We start from the raw sequence: 17,272 nt of genomic DNA on the forward strand, positions 1-17,272 counted from the left end.
GGCGTGGCATCGTAAAGATTACCATTTTGTCAGGTAGGTGCAGTCAGGCCAATGTCCGCTTTAGGCTCGGCGACTGCACTGTTATCTTGGACACAAATTCTGGCCTGGCGGCTTTGGCTGCCACGAATTCAAATGACGGAACATCATGAACCCTAATTATCTCGATTTCGAACAGCCCATTGCCGATCTGGAAGCCAAAATCGAAGAGCTGCGGATGGTGGGCAACGACACTGACATCAATATCACCGATGAAATTGCCCGGCTCAAGAAAAAGAGCGTTAGCCTGACGGAGAGCATTTTCTCTGACCTCAAACCGTGGGATGTTACGCGGTTGGCGCGGCACCCGCGCAGACCCTACACGCTCGATTACATAGAGATGTTGTTTGACGATTTCGATGAGCTGCACGGTGACCGTCGCTACGCTGACGACTATTCGATGGTGGGTGGCACGGCCCGTATTAATGACATGCCGGTCATGGTGCTTGGTCACCAGAAAGGCCGTGAAGTGCGCGAGAAAGTGAAGCGTAACTTTGGCATGCCGCGCCCGGAAGGTTACCGCAAAGCCTTGCGGCTGATGGAAATGGCCGAGCGTTTCAAAATGCCGATTCTGACCTTTATCGACACCCCGGGCGCTTATCCCGGTATCGGTGCGGAAGAGCGCGGGCAGAGTGAAGCCATTGCGTTCAATCTGGCGGTTATGTCGCGTTTGAAAACGCCAATTATTTCCACTGTTATCGGCGAGGGCGGTTCTGGCGGAGCATTGGCTATTGGTGTGTGCGATCAGCTGAACATGCTGCAGTATTCTACCTACGCGGTTATTTCCCCGGAAGGTTGTGCGTCCATTTTGTGGAAAAGTGCGGATTACGCATCGGAAGCCGCTGCAGCCATGGGCGTGACGGCAGATCGCCTGAAAGACCTGGGTCTGGCTGATAATGTGATAAAAGAACCCCTGGGTGGCGCCCATCGCAAACCCCAGGATATGGCCAATTCGCTTAAGGTTACGTTAGCAGAAGGCCTGGCCGAGTTGACCCGCTTGCCTCTGGACGAACTGGTTGCAAGGCGCTATGAGCGCCTGACCCACTATGACAGCGGGCGCTAGCCAAAGCGCCCCGGCCTGGCCATCGCCGTTGCGCGATCTGGCCAGGCAGCTTCCCCAGCACGACCGCCTGTGCATTGCCTTCAGTGGCGGTCTGGATTCTTCTTTACTGTTGCATCTGTTCGCGGCAATCACGCCCGCATCTGTCGCCTTATCTGCGCTGCACATCAATCACCAGTTACAGCCTAACGCTGCAGACGTGGAAACCTTTTGCCGCGAAACCTGTGCGCGCCTTAGCGTGCCCCTGCAGGTTGTTGCGGTAACGGTGCCGGTCGAGGCAGAGGGCGCCGGGGGCTTGGAGCAGGCTGCGCGCGAAGCCCGCTACGGTGTGTTTGAACAACAACTGCGTGCCGGTGAGCTGTTATTATTGGCCCACCACGGCGACGATCAACTGGAAACCGTGCTGTTCCGTTTGTTTCGCGGCACTGGCGTGGCGGGTCTGGCGGGCATGCCTTTCACCCGCGCTTTGGGTGCCGGTGCTCTGGCGCGACCGCTGCTTGAGTTTTCCCGTGCGCAGCTGGAAGCCTGGGCCGAGAGCGCCGGACTGCCGTGGATCGAAGACCCCAGCAACAGCGACCAACGTTTTGATCGCAATTACCTGCGCAACAGCGTGATTCCACCGCTAAAAACCCGCTGGCCATGGTTCATACGGCGTGTAGAGGCATCAGCCCGCGGCTGTGCCGACAGCCATACGCTAAACCAAAAGCTGGCGCAGCTTCAGTGGCATGCCTGTGATGGGGTCTATCAGCACAGCCAGCCTTATTCGCTGGACCAGCGTGCGTTTGCTGAACTGTCGCCTCTGGAGCAGGGCAACCTGCTGCGCTGGTGGTGCCAGTCTTGCGGCTTACCTGCGCCTGTGTCTGCAGACTGGCAGCGGACTCTGGCAGGGTTAATGGAAGCCGCTGCAGATCGTGAGCCAGAACTGATGGGGCAGGGCTATAGCGTTCGACGCTTTCAACACAGACTGTATCTTGTGGTAGCGCAAAACCCCTTGCCGGCAGGCTCGCAACCGGTTTTACCGCAACAGCCGCTGCGTTGGGGTGAGTGGACATTGGCGTTAGCCCGGCAAAGTAGCGACCACAATCAGGGTAGTGAGCAGGGAATTGGGCCGCCGCCAATACGGGTATCTACGAGGCAGGGCGGTGAACGCATCCGCCTTTACCCTAAAGGACCGGCAAAAATCGTGAAAAAATGGCTGCAGGAGCAGGCCGTGCCACCTTGGGAAAGATCCCGTTTGCCCTTGGTGTTTGCGGGCTGTGGCGCTGCGGAGGAGTTAATTGCGGTGGGTTCTTTATGGTGCTCAGAAAAATACAGTGGAAGCGCTCCCTCAAGTGGCTGGCGGCTGATTGTGGGGCGGGATTGTGATTGAGCAGGTTGGGGCTTTCTGGTAGTCTGACGTCCCATCTTGAGATGACAATCTCCCCCCTCCACAGAACCTGACAATCATGGAATCTGCATGACGCGTTATATTTTCGTCACCGGCGGTGTTGTGTCCTCACTTGGGAAAGGAATCGCATCGGCCTCACTGGCCGCGATCCTTGAGGCACGCGGCCTGAAGGTAACCATCCTCAAGCTGGACCCGTACATTAACGTTGACCCGGGAACAATGAGCCCGTTCCAGCACGGTGAAGTGTTTGTCACCGACGACGGCGCTGAAACCGACCTGGATCTTGGCCACTACGAGCGCTTTATTCGCACCCCGATGACCCGGCGGAACAACTTTACTGCCGGCCGTGTTTACGAAGAAGTGATTCGTAAAGAACGCCGTGGCGATTATCTCGGCGGCACCGTGCAGGTTATTCCACACATCACCGATGAAATCAAACGCCGTGTCATTGAAGGCGCCGCAGGCGTAGACGTGGCGCTGGTGGAAGTGGGCGGCACCGTAGGCGACATCGAATCCTTGCCGTTTTTGGAAGCCTGCCGGCAGCTGAAAGTGGAAGTGGGTTCCAGTCGCGCTTTGTTTATGCACCTTACCCTGGTGCCCTACATTGCTACTGCCGGCGAAATTAAAACCAAACCGACCCAACACTCGGTGAAGGAGATGCGCTCCATTGGCCTGCAGCCAGACATTCTGCTGTGCCGCTCCGATCACGAAGTGGATGCCAGTTCGCGACGCAAGATTGCTCTGTTTACCAACGTTGAAGAGCGTGCGGTTATTCCCCTGCGTGATGCCAAATCGATTTATGTCATTCCGCGTATGCTGCACGACCATGGTCTGGACCAGCTGGTAATCGAGCGTTTCAACCTGGATGCCCGCGAAGCCGACCTCAGCGAATGGGATAAAGTGGTTGAATCCCTGATGAACCCGCAGCACGAAGTGACCATTGCCATGGTTGGCAAATACATGGAGCTGCTGGAAGCTTACAAGTCGTTGATTGAATCCCTGCTACACGCCGGAATCAAAACCCGCACCAAGGTCAATATTAACTACATCGACTCGGAAGACATCGAGCGTGACGGCACCGGCGTGCTCGGAAACGTTGATGCTATTTTGGTGCCTGGCGGTTTTGGCGAGCGCGGCGTGGAAGGCAAAATCCGCACCGTACAGTATGCCCGCGAGAACAAAGTGCCTTACTTGGGTATCTGTCTGGGTATGCAGGTAGCGGTGATTGAGTACGCTCGCAACATGGCCGGTCTGACAGACGCTCACAGCACCGAGTTTCGTCCCCACAGCCCCGAACCGGTCGTTGGTTTGATCACCGAATGGCTGGATGCCAGCGGCGAGCGCGAAGAGCGTACCGATAACTCCGACCTTGGCGGCACCATGCGCTTGGGGGGCCAGGATTGCGTTCTGGTCGAGGGTTCCAATATTGCCAACTGTTACGGCCGCAAAACGATTCGCGAACGTCACCGTCACCGCTATGAAGTGAACAACCACTTTTTGCTGTGTCTTGAAGAAGCCGGCTTGAAAGTGTCTGGCCGTTCTACCGATGGCAAACTGGTGGAAGTGGTCGAAGTGGAAGACCATCCCTGGTTTGTGGCGTGTCAGTTCCACCCGGAATTCACGTCTACACCTCGCGATGGCCATCCGTTGTTCAAGGGTTTTGTAGAAGCCGCCCTGGCACATCGCAAGGAGCACTGATTCATGGCACAAAGCACCGTTACCGTTGCTGATATCGACATTGCCAATCACAAGCCGTTCGTGCTGTTTGCGGGCATGAACGTGCTGGAGTCCCGCGAGTTGGCGTTAGAGGTTGCTGAAACTTACGTAGAGGTGTGCCGTAAACTGGGTATACCCTACGTGTTCAAGGCCTCTTTCGATAAGGCCAACCGCTCTTCGGTAAACTCGTTTCGCGGGCCGGGGCTGGACAAAGGCCTGCAGATACTGGCGGATATTAAAGCTAGGTTCGGTGTGCCGATTATTTCCGATGTGCACGAAGCCGCCCAGGCCGCTCCTGCAGCGGAGGTGTGCGACATTATTCAGCTGCCCGCGTTCTTGAGCCGCCAGACCGATCTGGTGGTGGCCATGGCAAAAACCGGCGCGGTCATCAATATCAAGAAAGCCCAGTTTCTGGCACCGCAAGAGATGAAACATATCATCGCCAAGTTCGGGGAAGCCGGTAACGATCGGATCATTCTGTGCGAGCGCGGCAGCAGCTTTGGTTACAACAACCTGGTGGTGGACATGCTTGGCTTTGGCATCATGAAGTCCATGAGCGTGCCGGTCATGTTCGACGTAACCCACTCGTTACAAATGCCCGGTGGACGCGCCGATTCCGCTGGCGGCCGCCGTGCGCAAGTGACGGAACTGGCGCTGGCAGGCATGTCCCAGGGCCTGGCCGGTCTCTTCCTGGAAGCTCATCCAAATCCGGACGAAGCGATGTGCGACGGACCCTGTGCGCTGCGACTTAGTCAGCTTGAGCCGTTCTTGGAAAGAGTGAAAGCCGTCGACGACCTGGTAAAAAGCTTTAAACCCATCGACACCGCCTGATTGGCGGTGTTTCAGTATGAGTACGAACAACGGGAGAGAGCGGGGAACGGCTTAGCGAAAATTTGCGTAGCCATGGATGGCGGAGCCTAAGCGCCCCATGGGTGAGGTAAGCGTCAATGAAGCAAAGCTTCATGCGCAGCCGAACGACAGCAATCAAAGATTGCTGTCCGGCCCCGTAGGGGGCTCGAGCGTTTTTCGCAAAGCCGTTCCCCGCTCTCTCTTACACCCGATTCTGACTAAAAACCCGGAGACCATGAAGAATGACCACAATTGCCAACATCAAAGCCCGCGAAGTTCTGGATTCCCGCGGTAACCCTACCGTTGAAGCAGACGTTATTCTTAAAGATGGCACTCTTGGCCGCGCCTGCGCACCGTCTGGCGCCTCCACCGGTTCCCGCGAAGCGCTGGAACTGCGTGACGGCGATGCGTCCCGTTACTTGGGTAAAGGCGTGCTCAAAGCCGTTGAAGCCATTAACGGCAAAATCCGCGATGCGCTGATGGGCAAAGACGCCGCGGACCAACGTGGCCTGGACAACACCATGCTGGCGCTGGACGGTACCGAGAACAAAGCCAACCTGGGCGCCAATGCCATTCTTGCGGTGTCACTGGCCGCCGCCAAAGCCGCTGCGGCGTCATTGGGCAAACCTTTGTACGAGCACATTGCGGACATTAACGGCACCCCCGGCAAGTACAGCATGCCAGTGCCGATGATGAACATTTTGAACGGTGGCGAACACGCCGACAACAACGTCGATATTCAAGAATTCATGGTGCAGCCTGTGGCCGCCAAGAGTTTCGCCGATGCTCTGCGCATTGGTGCCGAGATTTTCCACAGCCTGAAAAAAGTGCTGCAGGCACAGGGCTTGAGCACCGCAGTGGGTGACGAGGGTGGGTTTGCCCCCAACCTGCCGTCTAACGAAGCTGCATTGGCAATGATTCAGGAAGCGGTAGAAAAAGCCGGTTACAAGTTGGGCACCGACATTACCCTGGCTCTGGATTGCGCTGCCTCTGAATTCTACAAAAACGGCCAGTATGTGCTGGCTGGCGAAGGCAAGAGCTTTGACTCTGCTGGCTTTGCCGATTACCTGGCGGGCTTGGCTAAGCGCTACCCGATAGTGTCGATTGAAGACGGCATGGACGAAAGCGACTGGGACGGCTGGAAAATACTGACCGACAAAATTGGCGACAAGGTACAGCTGGTGGGCGATGACTTGTTCGTCACCAACACTAAAATCCTTAAGCGCGGTATCGACACCGGCGTGGCCAACTCCATTCTGATCAAGTTCAATCAGATTGGCAGTCTGAGCGAAACCCTGGACGCCATCAAGATGGCCCAGGACGCAGGATTTACCGCGGTGATCTCGCACCGTTCGGGTGAAACCGAAGACACCACCATCGCGGATCTGGCAGTTGCCACCTGCGCCGGCCAAATCAAGACTGGCTCTTTGTGCCGTTCTGACCGTGTAGCCAAGTACAATCAGCTACTGCGCATTGAAGAAACGCTGGGCGAAAAGGCGGCCTACAACGGTTTGCGTGAGATCAAAGGCCAGCGCTAACTCGTTCAGGTCGGCCCTTTTACTGGCTGTGGAAATGCAAAGGTCATGGTGCCAAGCTTGAAAGCCAGGCGCTATGGCCTTTTTTAACAGTTAGTTAGCAGCATTTGTTATTCCGCTTTATAAAGGTCTATACTATCGCTGTTGAGTGTTTTATAAGCACTGGACGCCAACCGTACAATCAACGCCCACTGGCAACGCGGAAACTGTTATGGCCGAGCCGTCTTCAAGCGCTTTTTTTTCGCCCATCAAACTTATTTGGGCCTTCATTATTGTGCTGGTTTTGTTACTGCAGGTACGCTTGTGGATCGGTGAGGGCAGTTTTGCCCAAGTTTGGGCGCTGGAACAGGCCATCGCAGAGCAGCAACAGGGCAATGACACCCTGGCGACACGTAACGAGCGGCTGTACGCCGAAGTGCGTAATCTGCGCAATGAACAGGGTGCGGTAGAAGAGCGTGCGCGTATCAATCTGGGTCTGATCCGTAATGATGAAACTTTCTTTTTGGTGGTTGACCAGTAACTTCAGCGCTCTGCTCCAAAACCACAGCGTCCCCACCCATGCCTGAAGCACCCCTTTGGCTGATTGTCCCCGCTGCCGGTGTTGGCCAACGTATGGCGGCTGAATGCCCAAAACAGTATCTGCGCGTTGATGGTGAATACATATTGGATATAACCCTGCGGCGTTTGCTGACTGCGATGCCGGCGGCAGGGTGTATAGTGCCGTTAAGCCCCACCGACATTTGGTGGGCCGGCACGAACGCAAGCTCTGACAGTCGAATTGCAACTTGCGCCGGCGGTAACGAACGTGCCAATTCGGTACTCAATGCGTTACAGGCATTGGCGCCAAAGGCCAAGAATGACGACTGGGTGTTGGTACATGACGCGGCTCGCCCCTGTGTGGCGGCTGATGATCTAAAGCGGCTGTTAGAAAACGCGGGTGCCCACAATGCCGGCGGCCTGCTGGCCGCGCCGGTTACTGACACCCTCAAAATGGCAAGCCCCCAGGCGCCGGATACGGTCACATCAACCGTTGACCGCCGCCATCTGTGGCGCGCGCTAACTCCTCAAATGTTTCGCTACGGCCTGTTGTGTGACGCCTTACAGAAGGCGTTAAATCAGGGTTTTGCAATAACCGACGAGGCTTCGGCGATGGAGCAGTCCGGCCATAGGCCGCTGCTGGTGGAAGGTCGCCCCGATAATATCAAAATCACCGTGCCTGCGGACTTGGCGCTGGCCGGCTTCATTCTTGGCCAGTTATAATTTGGTCATCCGAACGGAATTAGTATGCGAATTGGTCAGGGCTTTGATGTTCACGCTTTTTGTGAAGGCAACAAGATTGTTCTGGGGGGTGTCAGTATTCCCTATAGTCGTGGTTTAAAGGCTCACTCGGACGGTGACGTGCTGCTGCACGCGTTGGCGGATGCGCTGCTTGGCGCTCTTGCGCTGGGTGATATTGGCCACCTGTTTCCGGACACCAGCGCGGACTGGGCCGGTGCCGATAGTCGTGATCTGCTGCGTCGCGTCATGCAGCGGGTTCAGGAACTGAATTACAGCGTGGTGAATGTGGATGTCACCATCATCGCCCAGGCACCCAAAATGGCGCCCCACGTCAACGCCATGCGTGTGAATATTGCAGAAGACCTGAACATTACCGCCGGTCAGGTCAGTGTGAAAGCCACCACCAGCGAGCAGCTGGGCTTCACCGGCCGCGGGGAGGGCATTGCCTGCCAGGCGATTTGCCTGCTGCAAGCACAAAACTCATGAACGATACTCAAAACGGCCTTCAAAACGACACTCCAGATCCGGCGCAAGGCCATTACTGGCGTCTGCAATGGCCATTATCTACCGGCAAATGCGTGGCCAGTGCCGATTTTAAACACGGTGCAGACGACTTCCAGGTTAGTGAAGTTCTGGACAAGGCCAGCATTCAGGGCGAAAACGGCAGTGGCAATGCCGGCGAACACCTCTGCTTGCGGCTGCAAAAAACCGGCGACAATACCGAATATGTCGCCCGTGAACTGGCAGCGTTGGCCGATTTACGCCCCTTTGACGTGAGCTTTTGTGGCCTCAAAGATCGCCATGCCGTGACATGGCAGTGGTTCAGCCTTTATCGCCCGGGCCAGAATGACAGCGATGCAGATTTTATCGCCAGGGTCAGCGAATACTGGCCAGTCATAGACAGCTGTCGCAGCGCGAGCAAGCTGCGACGCGGTAATCACAGCGGTAATGGCTTTCGTATTATTTTGCGCAATGTGGATGGCGATCGAACCGCTATCGATCAGGCACTGGAACGTTTGGCAGAATCTGGCGCGCCCAATTATTTTGGCCCCCAGCGCTTTGGTCATAGCGGCGCCAACCTGGACCATGCGCTGTTGTTGAATCCGCGCTCGCTGAATCGCCCCACCAAGGGCCGTGGTAAGGGCCGTGGTCGCGGTGGCCGTAGCAGTCAGGATTCGAAAAATGTATTGTATTTTTCCGCTGCCCGTTCATGGCTTTTTAATGAAGTGCTGGCCGAGCGTGTCAACAAGGGTAGCTGGTGCCAGCCGATGGCTGGCGAGCCGGATGAGCAGAGGGTCACGGGCCCGTTGTGGGGCGATGGTGGTACCCGCGCGACCGGCGAACAGGAGCAGCTTGAGCGTGCGACCGTGGCGGCCAATCCGCAGTTAGCTGCGCTCTTTGCCAGCACTCGCATGCAGCCTGCGCGCAGGCCCCTGCAGTTGGTACCGCAAAACCTGAATTGGGAATGGCAAGACAGCGCCACGTTAGTAATCGAATTTACGCTGGGCGCCGGCCAGTACGCAACAACGCTGCTGGCAGACGTTTTTGCGTTGCAGGATCTTGCCCTGAGTCGGCTTACCGAATAACAAATCTATGGAGTACAAGGTGCGAATACTGTTATCCAACGATGACGGCGTGCACTCGCCGGGGTTAATCGCCCTTTACGAAGGCCTGCAAGGCCTGGGTGAACTGCACGTGGTGGCCCCTGATCGAGACCACAGCGGCGCTAGTAATTCGCTGACCCTGCAGCGCCCTTTGACGGTAGAAGAGCATCCTAACGGCTTTTACTCGGTAGATGGCACGCCAACGGACTGTGTCCATCTTGCGGTAAACGGTTTGTTTGACCAACCCTTTGACCGGGTCGTGTCGGGCATCAACACCCACGCCAATCTGGGCGACGACATTATTTATTCCGGCACCGTTGCGGCAGCCACCGAAGGCCGCCATTTAGGCCTTCCAGCGATTGCGGTTTCGCTTGTTAATAACGGCCGGTTTCATTACGACACCGCCGCACGGGTGGTTGCTACACTGCTGAAATTCCACAAACCAATGGACCTTGGGCCGCGTTCCATTCTGAATGTGAATGTACCGGATTTGCCCTGGAGCGAACTGGCGGGATTCCGCGTAACCCGCCTGGGCGACCGTGAACGGGCCGAGGGTGCGGTGTCTGTGACCTGTCCCCGTGGCAAGAAACGCTACTGGATAGGCGCTGCGGGTAACGGTGGTGATGCCGGCCCGGGCACCGACTTCCACGCTATTTCCCAAGGCTACGTGTCGATCACGCCGGTTCATATCGACATGACCCGGCACCAAGTGATGTCTAGCCTGCGTGACTGGGTTGAAGCCCTGGAAGACAGTTCGGGCAAACCGCAATGAGTGCGCACCTGCAGGGCATAGGCATGACGTCCAGGCGTACCCGCCTGCGCCTGATTCGGCGCCTGAAAGACAAAGGCATTTTGTCATCCCAGGTGTTGGATGCTATAGCCGAAGTTCCGCGCCATATTTTTCTCGATGAAGCCTTGGCGCACCGGGCCTATGAAGACACCGCTTTGCCGATTGGCCACAACCAGACCTTGTCACAACCCTATATTGTCGCCCGTATGACCGAATTGCTGTTCGCCCACCAACCGAAGAAAGTGTTGGAATTGGGCACCGGCTCTGGCTACCAGACCGCGGTGCTGTGCAGTTTGTTTACCGAGGTGTTCAGTGTTGAACGCATAAAACCACTTCAGGACCGGGCACGGGAGCGCCTGCGCGATTTAAAGTGTCGTAATGCTGTGCTGCGCCACGCTGACGGCGGTATGGGCTGGCCCGAACGTGGCCCGTTTGACGGCATTATTGTGACCGCCGCACCCACAGAGGTTCCCTCCGAGTTGCTGCAGCAGTTGGCAGACAACGGCGTTCTGATCTCCCCGGTGGGGGATGAGCGGCAGAGACTGGTGCAAATTGTGCGCCGCGGCGATCGTTTTGAGCGCACCGAGCTGGAAGCGGTCAAGTTTGTGCCTCTGCTGGGCGGAGTGGTGCGCTGATGAGCCAAACGTCGCTCACTTCGCAGACGAACGAAGCTAACGCAAAGAATGCAGGTTTGCGTTCCCAGGGGTTGCCGTCGGTTTTTCTACGCGGTGTGGCTATGGGTGCGGCTGACATAGTTCCTGGCGTTTCCGGTGGCACCATTGCGTTTATTACCGGCATCTATTTTCGCTTGCTGGCGGCGATAAATGCAGTGCCTAAAGCGCTTTTGACCGACTTGATTCGGGGCCGCGTTGCGGTTTTCTGGCAGGTTTGCGATGGTAGTTTTTTGTTGACCCTGCTGGGTGGCATTGTGCTGAGCATTGCCACCATGGCATCGGCGATCAGCTACTTACTGGCCACTTATCCGATCTTGCTGTGGAGTTTTTTCTTCGGACTGATTCTGGCCTCTGTGTGGCACGTCGGGCGTGAAGTTCGCCAGTATCATTGGCGCCTGGTGCTGCCTTTATTGGCGGGGACGGCCTTTGCCTGGTGGATAACCAGCTTGCCGGCTATGGCCGCCGAACCTTCGGCGCTCATGTTTCTGTTCGCTGGAGCTATCGCTATTTGTGCGATGATTCTACCGGGCATTTCCGGCAGTTTTATTCTGGTCATCATGGGCATGTACCTGCCAGTGCTCAGTGCTATAAAAGGCTTTGACGTTGCGTTGTTGTTACTGTTTGTTGGCGGCTGCGCGGCGGGTCTTTTTTCCATTGCTCGTATCATCACCTGGGCCTTTGACCGTTTTCACGACGGTGTTCTGGCACTGTTGATCGGATTTATGCTGGGCGCGCTGAACAAGGTTTGGCCCTGGAAAGAAACTCTGAGCTGGCGGATCAACAGCGCCGGAGAGCAGGTGCCCGTGCACGAAATCAGCATTAGCCCGGCGCTGTTTGCTGAACTGACCGACCTGAATCCACTCGTTTTCCAGGCCTTGCTGATGGCCGTGGCGGGCATTCTGATGGTGCTGGTGGTGGAGTGGTTGGGGTTGCGCTTTGCCGGGCGCAAGCGCTCTTGAATGTTACGAAATGTAAGAAGCCCTGTTCCCCCGGGTAACACCAGTGCCCGTCAATCCTGTTGCGCCAGTTTGAAAAATCATCGCAACAAGAGTTGCTTACAGCGAATATCCCGAAACTACTTAGACACCGGCGCGAGCTTGCATTATTGTTGAGCTGAATTTTTCATAACCGCATCGGTACCTATGTCGTGATTTTCCAGCCTCGCGTTTTATTCAACTATCCGGCCGCAACCCTGTTGTGGTTGACGTTGATGCTGAGCGGTTGCAATACAGCGGCGCTTTACCAGGACGATATTTATAACCCCCCGGTGTATTGGGGCCAGCACATGGTCAAGTCCGGTGAAACGCTGTACGGCATTGCCTGGCGCTACGGTCGCGATTATCGAGAGTTGGGCAACGCCAATGGTTTGCGAGCACCCTGGACCATTCGAGCGGGCCAGGTGTTGCGTCTTGACAAGCGTGGCCGAGCGCCCGCTACAGCCGTTGCAGGGGCTGGGGCCAAGCGCAACGCAACGGCGGTAACGAGCAGCAGCGCCCGAACTCCCAAGCCCACCAGGCAACCTGCAATTACCCGAAAGCCTGACACAAGCGCACCTCTGGCGTCGCAGACCCAGACCGTTGCCGATATAAAATGGCGATGGCCTCACTCTGGCACTGTAATTGCTAACTTTTCAGCATCGGGGAAAGTCAACAAAGGGATTGATATTGCCGGAAAATCCGGCGACTCTGTACGGGCGGCGGCTGGCGGAAGTGTGGTCTATGCCGGCAGCGGTTTACTGGGTTATGGCAACCTTGTCATCGTTAATCACAGCGAGCAGTATCTCAGCGCTTATGGGCACAATCGTAAAATACTGGTCAAAGAAGGGGAGAACGTTCAGGCTGGTCAGATAATTGCTGAATTGGGCAACAGCGGCGCAGATCGGCCAATGTTGCATTTTGAAATACGAAAAAATGGTAACCCAGTAAATCCAGCATATTATTTACCAGCGCGGTAGACTAGGTGACACTACGTAAAAGCACGTACACGCACATAAAATAATAATGAAACAATAGCGGCCAGGGTGGCCATGAATAGATGTCCTGAATACGACCACGAGAATAGAACGGCACGTCCGACTTAACAAACAAAACACGGGCGCTGTCCAGGATCATTTAGAGGCGGGGCAAACAGAATGTCACAATATCAGGAAGACTTGATTGTCGATCGCGTCGAACAGTCCGAAGACGCTGAAAAGAAAATACCAAGATCTGGGGATACAGCCTCACCGCGCAAGGTTGCGATCAAAGCAGCTGCGAAACCTGCAAGTCGTTCGGCGAGCAGTCGTTATTACAGCAGTAGCAAACAGCTGGACGCCACACAGCTTTACCTCAACGAAATAGGCTTTTCGCCTCTGCTTACCCCTGAAGAAGAAGTGTACTTTGCACGTCTGGCCCGAAAAGGCGAGGAATCAGGTCGTAAGCGCATGATTGAAAGCAACTTGCGGCTGGTTGTAAAAATCGCTCGGCGCTATGTGAATCGCGGCCTGACCCTGCTCGACTTGATTGAAGAGGGTAACCTTGGTTTGATTCGCGCGGTCGAGAAGTTTGATCCAGAGCGCGGGTTTCGCTTCTCTACCTATGCTACATGGTGGATTCGCCAAACCATCGAACGCGGCATCATGAATCAGACCCGCACTATTCGCCTGCCTATTCACGTGGTGAAAGAACTCAACCTGTATCTGCGGGCAGCCCGCGAACTGACCCAGCAACTGGACCACGAGCCCACAGCTGAAGAAATTGCCCGTAAGGTCGACAAACCGGTTAAAGACGTTAAGCGTATGCTCGGGCTGAACGAGCGCGTTGCTTCCATGGACACGCCCATTGGCGCCGGCGGTGAAAAATCCCTGCTGGATACGGTCGCCGACGAAGGTGCATCAGACCCCGCCGATGTGCTGCAGGACAACAACATTTCGGCCTGCCTGCAACAGTGGATTGACCAGCTCAGCGAAAAACAGCAGGAAGTGCTGGCCCGCCGTTTTGGCCTGCGTGGCTATCCTGTTAGTACGCTGGAAGAAGTCGGGCAGGAAATCGGGCTTACCCGCGAACGAGTGCGCCAGATTCAGGTGGAAGCTCTACGTAGGCTGCGCGAAATTCTGGAAAAAGAGGGGCTTACCGGAAATCTTCTATTTCAGTAGCAATAAGGCTGCCAGCGCCGCTCAGGTGATGGCAGCCGAGCCTGATTCTGCATCAGTAATCAGTAATCAGTAATCAGTAATCAGTAATCAGTAATCATAGATAGTCGCGTTTATCCTTGAACTCGCACAAATCTTCAATAAGACAGGCTCCGCACCGAGGCTTACGGGCGATGCAGGTATAGCGCCCGTGCAGAATAAGCCAGTGATGGGCATCCAGCAAAAACTCCTGAGGCACCAGCTTTATCAGGCGCTTTTCAACTTCCAGCACGTTCTTGCCCGGAGCAATACCGGTACGATTTGATACCCGAAATATGTGGGTGTCTACTGCCATGGCGATTTGACCAAAAGCGGTGTTCAACACCACATTGGCGGTTTTGCGGCCAACACCGGGTAATGCTTCCAGTTCTTCCCGGGTTCGCGGTACCTGGCTTGCGTGGCGGTCGATCAGCGCGCGGCAGGTTTTTATCACGTTTTCGGCTTTGCTGTTAAACAGACCAATGGTTTTTATGTATTCCTTAAGGCCATCCACGCCCAAGGCAAAAATGGCCTCCGGGGTGTTCGCCACCGGATACAGTTTATTGGTGGCTTTGTTCACGCCCACATCGGTGGCCTGCGCCGACAGAATCACCGCAATCAGCAATTCAAAATCGGAACTGTAGTTCAGTTCGGTGACCGGCTTGGGGTTTTCCTCCCGCAAACGGCTGAAAATTTCTGTGCGTTTCTGTTTGTTCATTAAGAAATAGTTCCGGTAACTCGCACCCGTTTACTGCCGGCGCTGACCGTTTCAACTTGCGCAGCTTTGCGTTTTTCTTCAATGCGACTGTCGATCACGTTTTTCAGTGCGATCAGCAGGCCCAAGCCTATAAACGCGCCAGGTGGCAACATCATAAACAGCATGTTGGGGTAATCTGCAAACGGGCGCAGTGTCCAGTCGGCGGCTATGGGCCCCAGCAGAAGGTGCATGTCCGCAAACAGCGTGCCCTGGCCAACCAGTTCGCGCATGGCGCCCAGCAGCACCAGCACCGCCATAAAACCGAGTCCCATCATGGCACCGTCGAGCAGTGCGATCCCTGGCGGATTACGTGAGGCAAAGGCATCGGCGCGGCCCAGAATGGCACAGTTGGTGACAATCAACGGGATGAAGATACCCAGAATCTGATATAGCTCGTAAGTGTATGCTTGCATCAGCAGTTCGGCGCAGGTTACAAACGAGGCGATGATCATCACAAACGCCGGCAGGCGAACCGATTCGTTGACAAAGTTTCGTATCAGCGATACCGCCAGATTCGAACCCATCAATACCAGCAGTGTGGCCAGGCCTAACCCCAGTGCGTTTACCACGGTGCTGGTCACCGCCAGCAACGGGCACAGCCCCAGCACCTGCACTAGTGCAGGATTATTGCTCCAAAGACCGTCGCGAATAACCTCGCGTGATGTTTTTGTTGCCATGGCAATTAGTGCTCCGGCTCGGAAAAATGACTGGCAACGGCATTGCGTTGTTTGCGGTTGCCACGCTCGACGGGCAAGCCAAGGCTCTGGCGAATTTCGGCTTGGTGTTTGCGCACGTACACCAGGGTTTTGTGAACCGCTTTGACCACCGCCCTGGGAGTAATCGTGGCGCCGGTGAACTGGTCAAATTCGCCGCCGTTCTTTTTTACATTCCACTGTTTACCCGGCGTATTGGCCAGTGAACGGCCGTTAAATTGGTAAACCCAATCCGATTTTCGGGTTTCTATGCGATCCCCCAGCCCCGGTGTTTCATGGTGGCCGGTCACCCGCACACCCAATAATTCGCCGGACGGAGTCATGCCCACCAACAGGTTGATGTCGCCAGAATAGCCGTCGGTGGCCGTGACGGGAATGATAAAGCCCACCAGATCGCTTTGCTGTCGGGCTACCCAGGCGTTGGGCGCTTCCCCACTGTGAAGAACAGCAGCGTCTGGCAGGCTGATGGTGTCATTCAGCATGTCATTGCTATGGGTGCTTTCAGGAATGATCTCGAACAGCGCCGCGGCTTCGGCCCGCGCCGCCTGCTCGGCAATACGCTCCTTGGTGACTGCCTGGGTCAGGGCAATAGTGCCACCGGTAATCACCGCGAATAGGCCAAGGCCGATGGCGCTGCGACTGATGGATTGAACCATGGTTGCCATAAAATCAGCCCTGTTTCCGGGTGGGTAAACCGCGTCGGGCCTTGTGATGACCGTAGGTGCGTGGTGGTGTGTAGTAGTCAATAAACGGCACCGCAAAGTTCATTAGCAACACGCTGAAAGCTACGGCGTCTGGGTAGTTGCCCCAGCTGCGTATCAGGTAAATCAGTACGCCAATGCCCACGGCATAAATCAGTTTGCCTTGGTGGCTGGTGGCTGCCGATACTGGATCGGTGGCGATGAAGAATGCCCCCAGCATGGTACCACCGGCCAGCAGGTGCAGCGACAGCGGTGCATATTGATCGGCGTTGGTGCCAAACAGCAGGCTCATGGCGACCAGCCCACCCAAAAACCCGACAGGTATGTGCCAGCTGATAATACGCAGAGCCAACAACACCAGGCCCCCTGCCAGGAAAGCAGCATTCACCCATTCCCAGCCGCGAGCGACAAAACTGCCAAACGTGGGGTGAGCCGTAATTTCCGCGGCGGTGTGGCTGCCCACCTTGTGTTTGTATTCGTCCAGCGGGGTGGCCATGGTCCAGCCATCAACGGCGGTTTGCTGGCCCGAGGCGATGGCGCTGAGGGTTTCACCAAACCCGGGTGCGTCCTGCCATAGGCCGGCCGGTGCGGCCCAGTTGGTGGTCATCGCCAGCGGAAATGAAATCAGCACCAGGGCGTAACCCACCATGGCAGGGTTGAACGGATTGGAACCCAGGCCGCCGTAAAGCTGTTTTGCCACCACAATGGCGCTAAAAACCGCCACCGCAGAAACCCACCAAGGTGCAAATGGCGGCAGCGACAGGCCCAGCAGCAGGCCGGTTACGGCCGCGGTGTTGTCTTTCAGGAAAAACCCGATGGGCTTGCTCCGCCATTTTAAAATGGCGGCTTCAGTAGCCAGCGCCAGCGCGATGCACCAGACCACGTTGATCAGATTACCCCAGCCAAAAAATACCGTTTGCGCCAGCAGCCCCGGTACTGCGGCGATAATCACCCACAGCATTACCCGCGACGTTGGGCGGGCCCGATGGGCGTGGGGGGAAGACTGTTGCACAAGCGCCATGAA

General features: G+C 56.0%; 18 protein-coding genes. 14 read left to right on the plus strand and 4 right to left on the minus strand.

The window, feature by feature from the left end:
- The first annotated feature begins 145 nt into the window (after nucleotides 1-145).
- The 14 genes from accA to rpoS all read left to right on the plus strand — a co-directional run bounded on the left by accA (nucleotide 146) and on the right by rpoS (nucleotide 14,062).
- Nucleotides 146-1,099, plus strand: coding sequence for an acetyl-CoA carboxylase carboxyl transferase subunit alpha (gene accA / locus ATI45_RS01600; RefSeq protein ID WP_098417986.1), 954 nt, complete (start codon nucleotides 146-148; stop codon nucleotides 1,097-1,099).
- Nucleotides 1,083-2,465, plus strand: coding sequence for a tRNA lysidine(34) synthetase TilS (gene tilS / locus ATI45_RS01605; protein ID WP_098417987.1), 1,383 nt, complete (start codon nucleotides 1,083-1,085; stop codon nucleotides 2,463-2,465). Before accA ends, tilS begins: the two co-directional genes overlap by 17 nt.
- Nucleotides 2,466-2,552: 87 nt before the next feature.
- Complete coding sequence (locus ATI45_RS01610; RefSeq protein WP_098417988.1) at nucleotides 2,553-4,181, plus strand: CTP synthase; 1,629 nt, start codon at nucleotides 2,553-2,555, stop codon at nucleotides 4,179-4,181.
- 3 nt (nucleotides 4,182-4,184) lie between these two features.
- Nucleotides 4,185-5,030: a 3-deoxy-8-phosphooctulonate synthase gene (gene kdsA / locus ATI45_RS01615; protein WP_098417989.1), complete on the plus strand. Its 846-nt coding sequence runs from the start codon at nucleotides 4,185-4,187 to the stop codon at nucleotides 5,028-5,030.
- A gap of 260 nt (nucleotides 5,031-5,290) precedes the next feature.
- Nucleotides 5,291-6,586: a phosphopyruvate hydratase gene (eno, locus tag ATI45_RS01620; protein WP_098417990.1), complete on the plus strand. Its 1,296-nt coding sequence runs from the start codon at nucleotides 5,291-5,293 to the stop codon at nucleotides 6,584-6,586.
- A gap of 208 nt (nucleotides 6,587-6,794) precedes the next feature.
- A complete protein-coding gene (locus ATI45_RS01625) occupies nucleotides 6,795-7,103 on the plus strand; it encodes a septum formation initiator family protein (protein ID WP_098417991.1) in 309 nt (102 codons plus the stop codon).
- 38 nt (nucleotides 7,104-7,141) lie between these two features.
- A complete protein-coding gene (gene ispD / locus ATI45_RS01630) occupies nucleotides 7,142-7,843 on the plus strand; it encodes a 2-C-methyl-D-erythritol 4-phosphate cytidylyltransferase (protein ID WP_098417992.1) in 702 nt (233 codons plus the stop codon).
- 24 nt (nucleotides 7,844-7,867) lie between these two features.
- Complete coding sequence (gene ispF, locus ATI45_RS01635; protein WP_098417993.1) at nucleotides 7,868-8,347, plus strand: 2-C-methyl-D-erythritol 2,4-cyclodiphosphate synthase; 480 nt, start codon at nucleotides 7,868-7,870, stop codon at nucleotides 8,345-8,347.
- Complete coding sequence (gene truD, locus ATI45_RS01640; RefSeq protein ID WP_098417994.1) at nucleotides 8,344-9,447, plus strand: tRNA pseudouridine(13) synthase TruD; 1,104 nt, start codon at nucleotides 8,344-8,346, stop codon at nucleotides 9,445-9,447. Before ispF ends, truD begins: the two co-directional genes overlap by 4 nt.
- A gap of 19 nt (nucleotides 9,448-9,466) precedes the next feature.
- A complete protein-coding gene (gene surE, locus ATI45_RS01645; protein WP_098421613.1) occupies nucleotides 9,467-10,237 on the plus strand; it encodes a 5'/3'-nucleotidase SurE in 771 nt (256 codons plus the stop codon).
- Nucleotides 10,234-10,890 carry a protein-L-isoaspartate(D-aspartate) O-methyltransferase gene (locus ATI45_RS01650; RefSeq protein WP_098417995.1) on the plus strand — a complete coding sequence of 219 codons (657 nt, stop codon included), beginning with the start codon at nucleotides 10,234-10,236 and terminating at the stop codon, nucleotides 10,888-10,890. Before surE ends, ATI45_RS01650 begins: the two co-directional genes overlap by 4 nt.
- A complete protein-coding gene (locus ATI45_RS01655; protein ID WP_098417996.1) occupies nucleotides 10,890-11,888 on the plus strand; it encodes a DUF368 domain-containing protein in 999 nt (332 codons plus the stop codon). The genes ATI45_RS01650 and ATI45_RS01655 overlap by 1 nt, the downstream gene beginning before the upstream one ends.
- 188 nt (nucleotides 11,889-12,076) lie before the next feature.
- Nucleotides 12,077-12,883, plus strand: coding sequence for a peptidoglycan DD-metalloendopeptidase family protein (locus ATI45_RS01660; RefSeq protein ID WP_098417997.1), 807 nt, complete (start codon nucleotides 12,077-12,079; stop codon nucleotides 12,881-12,883).
- Between the two features lie 177 nt (nucleotides 12,884-13,060).
- Nucleotides 13,061-14,062, plus strand: a complete 1,002-nt coding sequence (gene rpoS / locus ATI45_RS01665) for an RNA polymerase sigma factor RpoS (protein WP_098417998.1) — start codon at nucleotides 13,061-13,063, stop codon at nucleotides 14,060-14,062.
- Nucleotides 14,063-14,156: 94 nt separating this feature from the next.
- Here rpoS and nth read toward each other — a convergent pair whose 3' ends face one another.
- From nth to rsxD, 4 genes are read right to left on the minus strand one after another with little or no spacing between them, the layout of a single operon-like run.
- Nucleotides 14,157-14,795 (minus strand): endonuclease III, encoded by a 639-nt coding sequence (gene nth, locus ATI45_RS01670; protein WP_098417999.1) that lies wholly within the window; start codon nucleotides 14,793-14,795, stop codon nucleotides 14,157-14,159.
- Nucleotides 14,795-15,511 (minus strand): electron transport complex subunit E, encoded by a 717-nt coding sequence (locus ATI45_RS01675; RefSeq protein ID WP_098418000.1) that lies wholly within the window; start codon nucleotides 15,509-15,511, stop codon nucleotides 14,795-14,797. Before ATI45_RS01675 ends, nth begins: the two co-directional genes overlap by 1 nt.
- A 5-nt stretch (nucleotides 15,512-15,516) precedes the next feature.
- The gene (rsxG, locus tag ATI45_RS01680) at nucleotides 15,517-16,212 is read right to left on the minus strand and encodes an electron transport complex subunit RsxG (RefSeq protein WP_098418001.1); all 696 of its coding nucleotides are present in this window, start codon (nucleotides 16,210-16,212) and stop codon (nucleotides 15,517-15,519) included.
- Between the two features lie 4 nt (nucleotides 16,213-16,216).
- Nucleotides 16,217-17,269: an electron transport complex subunit RsxD gene (gene rsxD / locus ATI45_RS01685; protein WP_098418002.1), complete on the minus strand. Its 1,053-nt coding sequence runs from the start codon at nucleotides 17,267-17,269 to the stop codon at nucleotides 16,217-16,219.
- Nucleotides 17,270-17,272: the final 3 nt, after the last annotated feature.

It is taken from the genome of Marinobacter sp. LV10MA510-1, from assembly GCF_002563885.1.
In the GTDB taxonomy this organism is placed as follows: domain Bacteria; phylum Pseudomonadota; class Gammaproteobacteria; order Pseudomonadales; family Oleiphilaceae; genus Marinobacter.

Coding starts and splice junctions, on each gene's coding strand:
- ATI45_RS01655 (WP_098417996.1), top strand. CDS start 10,890: ATGAGCCAAACGTCGCTCACTTCGCAGACGAACGAAGCTAACGCAAAG.
- accA (WP_098417986.1), top strand. CDS start 146: ATGAACCCTAATTATCTCGATTTCGAACAGCCCATTGCCGATCTGGAA.
- kdsA (WP_098417989.1), top strand. CDS start 4,185: ATGGCACAAAGCACCGTTACCGTTGCTGATATCGACATTGCCAATCAC.
- ATI45_RS01675 (WP_098418000.1), bottom strand. CDS start 15,511: ATGGCAACAAAAACATCACGCGAGGTTATTCGCGACGGTCTTTGGAGC.
- tilS (WP_098417987.1), top strand. CDS start 1,083: ATGACAGCGGGCGCTAGCCAAAGCGCCCCGGCCTGGCCATCGCCGTTG.
- ispD (WP_098417992.1), top strand. CDS start 7,142: ATGCCTGAAGCACCCCTTTGGCTGATTGTCCCCGCTGCCGGTGTTGGC.
- rsxG (WP_098418001.1), bottom strand. CDS start 16,212: ATGGCAACCATGGTTCAATCCATCAGTCGCAGCGCCATCGGCCTTGGC.
- ATI45_RS01610 (WP_098417988.1), top strand. CDS start 2,553: ATGACGCGTTATATTTTCGTCACCGGCGGTGTTGTGTCCTCACTTGGG.
- ATI45_RS01650 (WP_098417995.1), top strand. CDS start 10,234: ATGAGTGCGCACCTGCAGGGCATAGGCATGACGTCCAGGCGTACCCGC.
- truD (WP_098417994.1), top strand. CDS start 8,344: ATGAACGATACTCAAAACGGCCTTCAAAACGACACTCCAGATCCGGCG.
- rpoS (WP_098417998.1), top strand. CDS start 13,061: ATGTCACAATATCAGGAAGACTTGATTGTCGATCGCGTCGAACAGTCC.
- ATI45_RS01625 (WP_098417991.1), top strand. CDS start 6,795: ATGGCCGAGCCGTCTTCAAGCGCTTTTTTTTCGCCCATCAAACTTATT.
- rsxD (WP_098418002.1), bottom strand. CDS start 17,269: ATGGCGCTTGTGCAACAGTCTTCCCCCCACGCCCATCGGGCCCGCCCA.
- eno (WP_098417990.1), top strand. CDS start 5,291: ATGACCACAATTGCCAACATCAAAGCCCGCGAAGTTCTGGATTCCCGC.
- ispF (WP_098417993.1), top strand. CDS start 7,868: ATGCGAATTGGTCAGGGCTTTGATGTTCACGCTTTTTGTGAAGGCAAC.
- nth (WP_098417999.1), bottom strand. CDS start 14,795: ATGAACAAACAGAAACGCACAGAAATTTTCAGCCGTTTGCGGGAGGAA.